Source organism: Mycetohabitans sp. B46 (assembly GCF_037389205.1).
Taxonomy (GTDB): Bacteria; Pseudomonadota; Gammaproteobacteria; order Burkholderiales; family Burkholderiaceae; genus Mycetohabitans.
On record NZ_JADBGL010000011.1, the window covers coordinates 66,117 to 79,208 of the forward strand.

A 13,092-nucleotide genomic window follows, 5' to 3' on the forward strand; every position below is an offset into this window, starting at 1 on the left:
AAGCAAACAACCCAGCGAGCCTCAACCCGCACGCAGATCACCGTAGGAAGCATCGTGCCCCGGCGCCCGTTCACGCGCGAGCACTGGTGCAAGCGCCGCGCCGGTATGGCTGTGCCGGACCTTGACGAGATCTTCGGGCGCCGCGGCGGCCACCACCGTCCCACCGCCGGCGCCGCCTTCCGGACCCAGGTCGATGATCCAGTCCGCCTCAGCGATTACATCCAGGTCGTGCTCGATCACGACGACGCTGTGCCCGGCATCGACGAGCCGGTGCAGCACATGAATCAGCTTCGCGACATCGGCCATGTGCAGGCCGACCGTCGGCTCATCAAGCACATATAGCGTATGCGGAGTGCGCTGCCCGCGTCGCGCGACGTCATCACGGACCTTGCTCAATTCGGTGATGAGCTTAATGCGCTGCGCCTCGCCCCCGGACAACGTCGGCGACGGCTGTCCCAGCGTCAAGTAGCCCAGCCCTACGTCCTTCATCAACTGCAACGGATGCGCGATCGATGAGATCGCGCCAAAAAACTCGACTGCTTCATCAATCTCCATGGTCAGCACGTCACCGATGCTGCGGCCGCGCCACGTGACAGCCAGCGTCTCCGGATTGAATCGTTGCCCGTGACAAACGTCACACGGCACCTTGACGTCCGGCAGGAAGCTCATGCCGATCGTGCGCACGCCCTGTCCTTCGCACGCTGGACAGCGGCCGTCGCCGGTGTTGTACGAAAAGCGCGATACCTGGTAGCCGCGCGCCCGCGCCTCCAGCGTCTGCGCAAACAGCTTACGGATCGCATCCCAGATGCCAATGTACGTGGCCGGACAGGAGCGCGGCGTCTTGCCAATTGGCGTCTGGTCTACTTCCAGCACCCGATCGATGCCATCCCAGCCAGTAATCGACTCACAACCGCGCCACAGATGACGGACACTGACACGTGGGCGGGCGTCGGTGCGCGCCAGCACGCTCGCGCGTCGAGCGCGTGCCGACACGTTGTCGGCGTCACCTTGCGCTGCTTTGCGCGCGCGACGCTGTGCCGGCGATGACAGCACCGAGCGCCCGACCGCATCGAGCAGGTTCGCCATCAGGACATCGCGCGCGAGCGTCGACTTGCCGGAACCCGATACGCCCGTGATCGCAACCAGCCGCGTCAGCGGAATATCGACCGTCACATCGCGCAGGTTGTGCAGCGACGCGCGCTGCACGGTCAGCCAACGCGACGGCGCCATGCGGCCGGCCGCATCGACAGCGCGTCTCGGCTGCAACGGGTGCACGATCGGTTGCGCGAGATAGCGGCCCGTCAACGACCGCGGGTCCGCCGCGATGTCGGCGACACGACCGGATGCGACGAGCGTACCGCCGCGCTTGCCCGCGCCTGGCCCGATGTCGATGATATGGTCCGCGCGCCGGATCGTGTCCTCGTCGTGCTCAACGACGACCAGCGTGTTGCCCTTGTCGCCAAGCTTGCGCAGTGCGTCCAGCAAAATCCGGTTGTCGCGCGGATGCAGTCCGATCGTCGGTTCGTCCAGCACATAGCACACCCCTTGTAGGTTGCTGCCAAGCTGTGCGGCAAGGCGGATGCGTTGAGCTTCGCCACCGGACAAACTTGGCGCCGCACGATCCAAGCTCAGGTAGCCCAACCCGACCTCTTCGAGAAATTCAAGCCGGCTTTGTATCTCACTAACGACGTCGCGCGCAATCTCCGCCTCGCGCCCGCCCATCTGCAATTGACTGATCCAGTGCCGCGTATCCGATACCGTCCACTGCGCAACCGCAACGATGGGCTGACCGGCAAACGTGATCGCCCGCGACACGTCGTTCAACCGCGTGCCGCCACAATCCGAGCAAGGTGTGTCGCCGACGCCTTCAGGCTCTTGCTCTTCGGAGGGCAGCGTTTGCTCACGACCCCGCTCATCACCGCCGACGACCGTGTCGTCGAACGCAGCGCGTTGCTCGCGCGTCAGTTTCAAACCGGTACCCACGCATGTCGTGCACCAGCCATGCTTGCTGTTGTACGAGAACATACGCGGATCCAACTCCGGGTAGCTGGTGCCGCACACCGGGCACGCACGCTTGGTCGAGAACACCTTGATCGCGCCGATATTGGCGCCTGAGCCGCCGCGCGTCATGCCGTCGAGCAGGCCGTCCAGCGGCGCGAGCACGTGCATCACGCCCTTGCCGACCTCGAGCGTGTCCGCCAGCAGGCGGCGCAACTCGCCTTCGTGATCTGCCGACACGACCAGATCGGCGACCGGCAATTCGATCGTATGCTCGCGGAAGCGGTCCAGCTTCGGCCACGGATCGACACCGACGAACGCGCCATCGACACGCAGGTGCGTATTGCCCCGTGCCTTTGCCCACTTAGCCAGGTCCGTGTAGACGCCCTTGCGGTTCACGACGAGTGGAGCAAGCAGGCCGATATGCTGCCCCTTGTAGTCACGCAGCAACTGTGCGGCGATCGACTCAATGCTCTGCGATGTGACCGGCGTGCCGTCATGCACGCAATGCTGCACGCCCAGCTTTACATACAGCAGACGCAGAAAATGCCACACTTCGGATGTCGTCGCGACCGTGCTCTTGCGGCCGCCGCGCGACAACCGTTGCTCGATGGCGACGGTCGGGGGAATACCATACACTGCGTCGACTTCCGGCCGACCCGCGGGCTGCACGATCGAGCGGGCATACGCGTTCAGCGACTCGAGATAGCGGCGCTGCCCCTCATGGAACAGAATGTCGAACGCGAGCGTCGACTTGCCCGAGCCCGACACCCCGGTGACCACATTGAACTTGCCGTGGGGGATATCGACGTCAAGCGATTTCAGATTGTGCTCGCGCGCGTTGACGATCCGCACCGCCTGCTCGGGGCTCGCGCGCCGCACGCGCCCCGCCGCCAATGCCGTTTGCAGCGCAACGCCGGCGGCGGCGGCCTCGCCGGCCAGATACGGCACCAACGGCTCGTTCACGCAATGCGCACCGAGCAATGTCGCACCGACGTCGCCCGCCTGCAATGCCCGATCGTATTGCAGCAGCGCCTGACCCGTGTGCGACTGCGCGCAGCGCTTCACCTCTTCCGGCGTGCCACTGCACACGAGCTTGCCGCCCGCATCGCCGCCGTCGGGGCCGAGATCAATCAGCCAATCCGCCGCGCGGATCACATCGAGGTTGTGCTCAATCACAATCAGCGAATGACCACGCTCGAGCAGCTTGCCGAACGCGCGCATTAGCTTCGCGATGTCGTCGAAGTGCAGACCGGTAGTCGGCTCGTCGAACATGAACAGCCTTGCCGGCACAGTGCCCGCACCCCGGCCCGGCAAGGTCTCAGCAAGAAAACCGGCGAGCTTGAGCCGCTGCGCTTCACCGCCGGACAGCGTTGGCACCGGCTGCCCGAGCTTCACATATTCGAGCCCAACGTCGACAATTGGCTGCAACACGCGCAGCACTTCCGCATCGCTGGCGAACAGTGCCGTCGCCTCGCTAACCGTCAACTCCAGTACGTCGGTGATCGACAGGCGGCGCGTCGTGCCGCCTGGCGCCGTGCGCTCGATCATCACGTCCAAGACCTCCGCGCGATAACGCTTGCCGTCGCAATCTGGGCAGCGCAGGTACACGTCGCTGAGGAACTGCATCTCGACGTGCTCGAACCCCGAGCCACCACATGTCGGACAGCGCCCGTCCCCGGCATTGAAACTGAATGTGCCGGCCGTGTAGCCGCGCTGCAGCGCGAGCGGCGCCTTGGCGAACAGCTTGCGGATTTCGTCAAACGCGCCGACATAGCTGGCCGGGTTCGACCGCGCCGTCTTGCCGATCGGCGATTGGTCCACGAATACGACCTCGCCCAATGCTTCGGCGCCGCGCAACGCGCGATAGGCGCCCGGCGCGTCGGTCGGCTTGCCAAAGTGGCGCGCCAGGGCCGGGTGCAGCACGTCCTGCAGCAACGTTGATTTGCCGGAGCCGGACACGCCTGTCACGCACACCAGCCGCTGCAGCGGAATCTCGACGGTGACGTCGCGCAGGTTGTGCTCGGTCGCCCCTTCGAGCACCAGTCTTCGCGTTTGCGCATCAACGGGGCGACGCAGCCACTCGGACGCATCGGCGACACGCTTGCGGCCGCCCAGATACGCGCCAGTCAGCGTCGCCGCGTCGCGTACGTCAACTGGCGTGCCGTCGTAGACGATCGTGCCGCCGCGCTCCCCCGGACCGGGGCCCATATCGATCAAGCGGTCGGCCGCAAGCATCACGAGCGGATCATGCTCGACGACCACCAGTGTGTTGCCGGCGTCGCGCAATCGCTGCATCGCCTCGACAATCCGGCCGAGGTCGCGCGGGTGCAAGCCGATGCTGGGCTCGTCCAACACGAACAACGTATTGACCAGCGACGTGCCCAGCGCGGTCGTCAGGTTGATCCGCTGCACTTCGCCACCGGACAGCGTGCGACTTTGCCTGTCCAGCGTCAGGTAGCCAAGACCAACGTCGCACAAGTAGCGCAAGCGGGTGCGCACTTCGGCCAACAACAGCTTCAATGCCTCGTCGAGCAACAGACTCGGCAGCGTTAGTTCGTCGAAAAACCGGCGGATGCGCTCGATCGGCATCAGCATCACATCATGGATCGTCAAGCCGGGCAACGCTTCGAGCTGCGCACGCGCCCAGTCCACGCCGCGCGGCATGAACCGCTGCTCGCGCGGTAACACCCCGTCCGCGTTGGCTTGTGTGCCGAGCCGCCACAGCAGCGCGTCCGTCTTGAGCCGTGCACCGCCACATGTGTCACAGGGCGTATAGTTGCGATACTTCGACAGCAGCACGCGGATATGCATCTTGTACGCCTTCGATTCCAGATAATCGAAGAAACGCCGTACACCATACCACTGCCGCTGCCAATCGCCGTCCCAATCCGGCGAGCCGTTGATCACCCAATCGCGGTGCTGCGCGGACAACTGCGCCCACGGCGTGTCACGCGGGATGCCCGCGCATGCCGCGCAACGTATCAGGTCGTCCTGGCACGCCTTCCACGCAGGGGTCTGCATCGGCTTGATCGCGCCATCGCGCAGCGACTTGCGCTCGTCCGGGATCACCAGCCCAAGATCGACGCCGATCACGCGGCCAAAGCCGCGACACGTGTCGCACGCGCCATAGGGCGAATTGAACGAGAACAAGGCCGGCTGCGGCTGCGCATAGCGCAAATCACTGTCCGGACAATGCAGGCCGGTCGAAAAGCGCCAGGTTTGAGCGGGCACGTCGCCGTGCTCAGGCACCTGCACGTCGACACGGCCGCCGCCGCGCTTGAGCGCCATCTCGATCGCCTCCACGACCCGCGCCTTGTCAGCGTCGTGCACGCGGAAACGGTCCGCGACGACGTCTAGCAGCTTGCGGGATCCGGACGCAGTGGCCACCACGCGCTGCGCGTGCACGCGCGTATAGCCGCTTGCCGACAGCCACTGCTCGACTTCCGCCTGCGTTGCGGTGTCCGGCAGTTCAACCGGGAACGTCACGATCACCCGCGGATCGCGCTCGCGCGTGCGTTCGATAAGCTCCGCGTAGATCGTCTCGGGCGTATCGTGGCGCACCCGCTGCGCGGTCTGCCGGTCAAATAACTCCGCGGCACGCGCATAGAGCAGCTTCAGATGGTCGTTCAACTCGGTCATCGTACCGACGGTCGAACGTGAACTGCGCACCGGATTCGTCTGGTCGATCGCAATGGCCGGCGGCACGCCATCGACCCGGTCCACCTGTGGCCGATCCATGCGGTCCAGGAACTGACGCGCATACGCGCTGAAGGTCTCGACATAGCGCCGCTGCCCTTCCGCATAGAGCGTGTCGAACACGAGGCTCGACTTGCCGGAGCCCGACGGCCCGGTCACCACTGTCATCTCGCCCGGATACAAGTCAAGGTCGAGGTTCTTCAGGTTATGCTGGCGTGCGCCACGGATACGGATTGAGTTCGAGGAAGACAATTTATCCGACCATTTTAGGGTATTCCCCGATACTGTACACGCATACAGTATTTTTGTCTTCTGGGATCGAATCAGCGGCACGCCTCACCGCTTGTTACGACTCCCACGTCACAGGTCCCCGCTGCACCGCGCCGCCCGCCACCCCGTCATACAAAAATCCGACCGCCTGAACGTGCTGTCCAACGCGCTCGCGACGCGCAGCGCGCTGCACGTGCGCCGACGAACGTCAGTAGCAGCCGCGGAGCGAGAAGCGCACGCGGCCACGGGCAGAAAGTGGTTACACACCACGACCGACGCGCCGTGCAACCGCTGCCCCCGTCACACGTGACATCGATGAGACATGCACCATCTGCGTCCGGCACCACGATATCGCCTCACGCGCTCCACCCATACCATGCGCGCATCCTAATCGCACATCGGATGCACGCGTGCATATAAAAAACGTCAAAAAGTCGTGCTTGTCCGACATCCGACCGTGTCCCGGCGCTGGCTCACTGCTATGGCTGACCGACATTGGGCTATGGATGTCGTTTTACGGCAGCCAACCAAACATTTGCACACCGTTTTTTTGGCGAGTGGACAATGCGAAATTCCCGCTTGGAGAACGTCATGTCTGATCTGTCCGTCTTAAAGTATTCGATCCGCCATGGCGGCGGAAAAAGCCGCGAAAGGCAGCAAACACTTCGCCGCCGCCTGCGCGCGCGCCGATGGCTGGACGCGCTGGCGCTGACCGGCGTCGTCATCGCCACGGCGACGATCGTCGCAGGCCATCCGACGCTCGGATTGGGCCTCTATCTCGCTTCGACGCTGCCCCTTGTATTCCATGGGGCGTGATGCGCTAACAATGCGGGCGAAGACAAACCATGCGCTGGATGAGCGCCGCCACGCTTATGCGGCCCGGGCCAACGTGCGTCGCGCCGACATCAATCGCCGGTCCCACTGGCCGAGCATACGGGCTGCAACCGGCGGTTTGCTCAGGATGGCGCTGTCATAGCGCTTGTCAGCCAATCGCATCACGTCAACGAGGCGAAATCCCTGTGAGCGATAGAACGCGATCAAGTGCGACGCCGGATACGGGGTGTCGAGCGCGAGCGCCGCATAGCCTCGGGTGGCCGCCCAATGCTCAGCAAACGCCAGCAGCATCGTGCCGAGCCCGCGTCCTTGCCATGCCGGATCGATACCAAACTGACGCAGCGTCGCAACATCACGCAGCCGATAGTAATCGCATGCGGAATCGACATCGCGTGCATACAACGTCATTGTGCCGATTGGCGCAGAGCCGTATGCCGCGACGAAGCAATCGCCGGCTTACGCACGTTGCATCGTCGAGATGATTGACTGATCGACTCAGGTGCAGTTCAGTCCCATGGCCCCAAGGCCGGCGAACGCGCGATGCAGCATGGCGGTCAACGACGCATAGGAATCCGCGCGTGGATCGAACCGCCTGAGTGTGACGCTTCGTCCGACTGTCCGCGCCCTGCCATCATCGACATACGAGCGCTGCAATGACATGCGACCTCCCACGCTGAATCAGTTGTACGAAGTCTAGAGCCCGGCTTCGCGGCGTCGCAAGAAAAAATACCGTAAAAACAGCGGTGACCGTCGCCGCGACGTGCGCTGTGCCGTGACGCCGCTTGGCTGCCAAGGGCCACGCGGGTGCCGGTCGTGCTGCGCTCGTTACATTCGCGCCAATAGCGATATTGCTCATTGTATTGCCGTCAATGCCGTTGTTAATCGTTATATTGACGCTAGTATCGTTGCTGATCGTTATATTGGCGCCAGTACCGTTGCTGGTTGTTGTATTGCCGCCAGTACCGTTGCTGGTCGTTGTATTGCCGCCAGTACCGTTGCTGGTCGTTGTATTGGCGCCAGTACCGTTGTCGGTCGTTGTATTGCCGCCAGTATCGTTGTCGATCGTTATATTGGCGCCAGTACCGCTGCTGATCACGACGCGCCCGCTCGCTCGCGTTGTCGCTGATGCGCATGCGCCAATCGTCGTTTCCGTGCTGCATGGTGCCCGGCTCCACGGCCACGCATCGCAGCGCGTACGCAAGGGTCATCGTGGCCAGCAGCATCGCTCGTTTCTTGTGCACCGACATTCTCCATTGCATGGCCTGTACGGGACGTGGCACGGTAACGCGGCATCGCGCTCACGTGTCGAAACGACTTCGCATGCGGCGCGCCGGCAACGCGGTGCCGAATACAAAATTCGCCAAGCCGGTTATGCTTTCGGATACATCGGCGGACCCTGGCGGATCACACAGGGACAACCAAACAATCTTCTTCGAACAGCCTGGCGTGGCTGCTCCACGCTGTTCGACGAGATCGCGCACAACAGCATCGTGAAATTGTTGAGCGATATCTCCTGAACGGCCTGGGCGCGCCTAGATGTGCCAACGTGACGGGTGAACTATCATGGTGTATTCGTTAGTGGATGGGTTCCTGCATAGCCGAAATTTCAATGGGCGTAACTCAGACTCGCTGAGCGCCACCTATTCGGCTGTACTTACGCGCATATGGAAAGCGCTGAAGCCAATATCTGTTAACCGGAGATAGGCATGGACAAGCACACTCATCCGCACGAGTTTCGGCGCGCTGCACGGTCTGGTTTGCATGATCGTCCAACTGCTGGATACTGCGAAGGCTATGTGCAAGCCAATCTGATGATTCTTCCACACGAACATGCCGCTGATTTCGAAAGGTTTTGCACTTTGAATCCGCGCGCGTGTCCATTGCTTGCCGTCGGCAAAGTTGGCAGTTGGGACTTGCCGACGTTAGGCCAGGACATTGACGTTCGAACTGACCTACCGCGATACACCGTGTATCGAAACGGCAAGCCGTCTCATTCACTGACCGACCTCAATAAGGTGTGGAAAGATGATTTCGTCGTTTTTGCACTCGGATGCTCGTTCTCGTTCGAACATCTGCTTTTGAAAAACGGTTTGCCTGTGCGGCACATTGAACTCGGCGGAAGCGCTCCTGTGTTCGTTTCGAACATCGATAACCATCGAAGTGGTCCCTTCGGCGGAAAGCTCGCGGTTTCGATGCGCCCGTTTAGCGTGGCACAAACCATCAAAGCTATCGAAATCACGAGTCGTTATCCACAGGTGCACGGCGCGCCGGTTCACTTTGGCAACCCTTGGGAAATCGGAATCACAGACGTTGCCCAGCCTGATTTCTACGGGCTGTCGGCCGTGCGCGCCGGTGAAATTCCCGTCTTTTGGGCTTGCGGACTTACCCCGCAAGTCGCCGTGATGGCAGCGGCGCTACCTTTTGCTATCGGTCACGCTGCGGGGCACATGTTGATTACGGACATCTCAATCGAAACGCTTTTATCCTAACAGGTTGCAGACGCTGTTGGCTCCACCAAGACGCCTCGTTGCTGGCACCCGGCCTCGGCGACGAAATCCTCCGCCTGTCATCAAAGCTGCAGAGCGTTTCATACGGCTTTTATGCGACTAGGCCTCGGCGGCAGCTGACAGTGCTTCGTTGGACGCAGGTCGCAGTCATTCGTCGAAGTCATCGCAAACCGCATTAGAAGATGTCATTTAGTCAAACGGTCGTCGTCCGGTCAATGTCCACAGGTCCAGCAACGTCACAGCGTTCTGCCATGATATAGGGCGCCGTCAACGATGGGTTCAATTGGACCTCGAATTCGGCTGGCCACAGCCGCTACACCATGTCCAGCCCAGCGAACGTAAGGCTCAGGCAGCGCCTGAACAACGCCTTCGCCGCACCGTTATCCTGCTCACGACATGAGGCGGTCCGAACATCGGCGCCATTACATAATATTTTTATATTGAATCAATAAAATCAATTAAATTTACCTAATATTATACCGGCGACATACTGGACTCCTGGATCCGAACCCCTACAAACAGGAGGACCGAATGTCGATCATCAACAGCCGGATCAAGCCGTTCAACGCAACCGCCTATCACAACGGTCAATTCGTGTCGGTCAGTGACCAGACGCTTAAGGGCAAGTGGTCGGTGATCGTCTTCTATCCGGCCGATTTCACCTTCGTCTGCCCGACCGAGCTGGGCGATCTGGCCGACCGGTACGCTGCGTTCCAGCAACTGGGTGTCGAGATCTACAGCGTATCAACCGACACCCATTTCACGCATAAAGCGTGGCACGACACGTCGGATACGATCGGCAAAATCGCCTACCCCATGATCGGTGACCCGACGCAGACAATCTCGCGCAACTTCGACGTGCTCGTCGAAGAGGAAGGCATGGCGCTGCGGGGCACGTTCGTCGTCGATCCGGCAGGCGAGATCAAGTTATGCGAAATCCATGACAACGGCATCGGCCGCGACGCCGCTGAGTTGCTGCGCAAGGTACAAGCGGCCCAGTATGTCGCTGCGCATCCGGGCGAAGTCTGTCCCGCGAAATGGTCTCCCGGCGCGCAAACGCTCAAGCCGTCGCTGGACCTAGTCGGAAAGATTTGACGCAAGGCGCCGCATGCCGCGCGACGTCGCCACCAAGAAGGCGCCGCGCACCCAATACGCACCCAATACGTACCCAACTGGAACTGACATGCTCGACGCAACCTTGAAGAATCAACTCAAAACGTACCTAGAAAAGGTCAACCGACCAATCGAAATCGTCGCATCGGTCGACGACAGCGACAAGTCGCGCGAACTGCTCGCCTTGCTCGACGATATTGCGTCGCTGTCCGGCCACATCCGTGTCAATGTGCGGCGCGACGAGGAACCGCGCAAGCCGTCGTTCTCGATTGGCGAGCCAGGCAAGCCCAGCGGCATCCGCTTTGCAGGCATCCCGCTCGGCCACGAGTTTACGTCGCTGGTGCTTGCGTTGCTGCAGACCGGCGGACACCCATTGAAGCTCGACGATGCACTGATCCAGCAAATCCGTGAATTGGACGGGGACTACCGGTTCGAAACATTTTTTTCGCTGTCCTGCCAAAACTGCCCGGAAGTCGTGCAAGCGCTCAACTTGATGGCATTGATCAATCCACGCATCCGTCATGTCGCGATCGATGGCGCGCTGTTCCAGGATGAAGTCCAAGCCCGGCAAATCATGTCGGTACCCACAATGTTCCTGAACGGCGAACGCTTCGGCCAAGGGCGTAGCGGCATCAAGGATATCCTTGCCAAACTGGATAGCGGCGCGAGCGCGCGCGCAGCGCAGGCACTACAGGACAAGCCAGTGTTCGACGTACTGGTTGTCGGCGGCGGACCGGCAGGCGCAGCCGCCGCTATCTACGCCGCGCGCAAGGGAATCGCCACGGGGGTGGTGGCCGAACGCTTCGGCGGGCAGGTACTCGATACACTGGCAATTGAGAATTTCGTGTCGGTGCAAGAGACCGAAGGACCCAAGTTCGCCACGGCACTCGAACAGCACGTGACCCAGTACGACGTCGACATCATGGATACGCAACGGGCCGAAGCCCTTATTCCCGGCCCCGTACATCAGGTGCGCCTCGCCAGCGGCGCAGTGCTGAAGGCGAAAGCTGTCATCCTCGCCACCGGCGCGCGCTGGCGCGAGATTGACGTGCCGGGCGAGCGAGCATATCGCAACCGCGGTGTCGCCTATTGTCCGCACTGTGACGGCCCCCTCTTTAAGGGCAAGCGCGTCGCCGTCGTGGGAGGCGGCAATTCGGGCGTCGAAGCGGCCATCGACTTGGCGGGCATTGTCAGTCATGTCACGCTGCTCGAATACGGTCCCCGGTTGCGCGCCGACGCGGTGTTGCAGCGCAAATTGCACAGCCTGCCCAACGTCACGGTGATCACGCAGGCACAAACCGTCCGCATCACGGGCGACGGCAGCAAGGTAGACGGGCTGACGTACCGGGATCTTCGCACAGGCGAATCGCAACACATTGAACTGGCGGGTGTGTTCGTGCAAATTGGCCTGGTGCCCAATACCGAGTGGCTGAAGGGCACGGTCGAGTTGTCAACGCACGGCGAAATCGTCGTCGATGCCAAGGGGGCGACGTCGGTACCGGGGGTGTTCGCTGCCGGCGACGTGACCACGGTGCCATTCAAGCAGATCGTGATCGCCATTGGTGAAGGAGCGAAAGCGTCACTCGGCGCGTTCGACCACCTGATCCGTCATGCCGACCCGGTGGTGACCGAGCCGGTCACCGCGCGGCCCCTTCACAGCGGTACGGCGTAGTTCGCGCACGTGGCGGCGGGCCGCCACGTGCGGCACGCGCCTTGCGAGCAATCCCGGTGCAAACGCGTCGGCGCCATAGGGCGCAGCGACCACGCGCACAAAATGGAGAACCGACATGACCCGTATCCCGGATCCGACGTTGCCTCAATTCGACCGCCCGTTCCGGCTGTTCGCGGCGGAAAAGCGCGTGCTGGCGCAGAACGCAGTGGGCAAGCTGATCGATATTGGCGCCATCGAACACCGGCACGACGGCCACTGCGCGATTCACCTCGATGTCGATGCAATCGACACCGGCCCACATCCGGATCCGCAGTCGGCGCTGCGTGCCCTTGTTCCGAAGCTGAGCTTCGACTATCTGGACGGATTGTTTACCGCCGAAGCGAATGCGAGGTTCGACGGTCGGCTCGATAGCCTGCCTCATATCGACTTCATGCTACCGGAGAGCGCACCGCGAGAATGGCTGCAGCGCAATCCGCCGCAGCAGTTCTAGGCCACGATAGCGGGGCAGGCGTGGTGGCGCACACGTGCCGAGCTGCGTAATTTGCTGGGCTGCGTCATTACGCCACATTAGGATGAACTTGCCGGCCCTTCCTGTTCGGCTCGTGCTGATGTCCCGCATGACCGCTCCGTCCCAGATGTCGCCCTCCCACCGCCTTGCATATTGGTTGCAAGGCCTCGTATCTGCACGGATTCATATCGGCCGGCTGAAGCGCGTACACGGATGCCCCGGCGCGTTGTTGGACGTCACGATAACGCCGACCGTGATGCAATGGCTGACCGATAGATTGTTGGAGGCCGGGTCACCGATCATTCACAAAAATTGACGGTCTGGGTATCCAACTGGCGGATGCCGATGTAGCGCCGGCCATAGCCGCCTGCAACCAGGGATGCCACACCGGGCCGGCCCGTCTGCAGAATTCGGAACATGGCCAGCCAGCAACGTGCGACGCCCTGGGAGTGTAGCCGGACATATTGGTCATCCATGACGCCCGCGATGAC

Annotated in this window: 8 protein-coding genes and 1 pseudogene; 5 read left to right on the forward strand and 4 right to left on the reverse strand. The window is 61.9% G+C overall.

All coding sequences use genetic code 11. The features are described 5' to 3' along the window. Positions 1 to 21: 21 nt before the first annotated feature. The gene (gene uvrA / locus IHE30_RS12350; protein WP_337690984.1) at positions 22 to 5,949 is read right to left on the reverse strand and encodes an excinuclease ABC subunit UvrA; all 5,928 of its coding nucleotides are present in this window, start codon (positions 5,947 to 5,949) and stop codon (positions 22 to 24) included. 609 nt (positions 5,950 to 6,558) lie between these two features. On the opposite strand from uvrA, the gene IHE30_RS12355 reads away from it, so the two are divergent. Then, complete coding sequence (locus IHE30_RS12355; RefSeq protein ID WP_337690986.1) at positions 6,559 to 6,783, forward strand: hypothetical protein; 225 nt, start codon at positions 6,559 to 6,561, stop codon at positions 6,781 to 6,783. Positions 6,784 to 6,837: 54 nt separating this feature from the next. Here the strand turns inward: IHE30_RS12355 and IHE30_RS12360 are convergent. Together IHE30_RS12360 and IHE30_RS12365 are read right to left on the reverse strand one after the other, a co-directional pair. Then, positions 6,838 to 7,461 (reverse strand): annotated as a pseudogene (locus IHE30_RS12360) (GNAT family N-acetyltransferase). A 236-nt stretch (positions 7,462 to 7,697) separates the two neighbouring features. Then, a complete protein-coding gene (locus tag IHE30_RS12365) occupies positions 7,698 to 8,042 on the reverse strand; it encodes a hypothetical protein (RefSeq protein ID WP_337690988.1) in 345 nt (114 codons plus the stop codon). A gap of 465 nt (positions 8,043 to 8,507) precedes the next feature. Here IHE30_RS12365 and IHE30_RS12370 point away from each other — a divergent pair, with 465 nt between their 5' ends. From IHE30_RS12370 to IHE30_RS12385, 4 genes are all read left to right on the forward strand, one after another. Beyond that, positions 8,508 to 9,290, forward strand: coding sequence for a putative hydro-lyase (locus tag IHE30_RS12370; protein WP_337690990.1), 783 nt, complete (start codon positions 8,508 to 8,510; stop codon positions 9,288 to 9,290). Positions 9,291 to 9,839: 549 nt separating this feature from the next. Then, positions 9,840 to 10,403, forward strand: coding sequence for an alkyl hydroperoxide reductase subunit C (gene ahpC / locus IHE30_RS12375; RefSeq protein WP_337690992.1), 564 nt, complete (start codon positions 9,840 to 9,842; stop codon positions 10,401 to 10,403). Positions 10,404 to 10,491: 88 nt separating this feature from the next. Further along, entirely contained in the window at positions 10,492 to 12,093 is a 1,602-nt protein-coding gene (gene ahpF / locus IHE30_RS12380; protein WP_337690994.1) for an alkyl hydroperoxide reductase subunit F, read from the forward strand. 115 nt (positions 12,094 to 12,208) lie between these two features. Beyond that, the gene (locus IHE30_RS12385; protein ID WP_337690996.1) at positions 12,209 to 12,583 is read left to right on the forward strand and encodes a hypothetical protein; all 375 of its coding nucleotides are present in this window, start codon (positions 12,209 to 12,211) and stop codon (positions 12,581 to 12,583) included. A 317-nt stretch (positions 12,584 to 12,900) separates the two neighbouring features. Here the strand turns inward: IHE30_RS12385 and IHE30_RS12390 are convergent, their stop codons facing one another. Next, positions 12,901 to 13,077 (reverse strand): hypothetical protein, encoded by a 177-nt coding sequence (locus IHE30_RS12390; RefSeq protein WP_337690998.1) that lies wholly within the window; start codon positions 13,075 to 13,077, stop codon positions 12,901 to 12,903. Positions 13,078 to 13,092 lie beyond the last annotated feature (15 nt).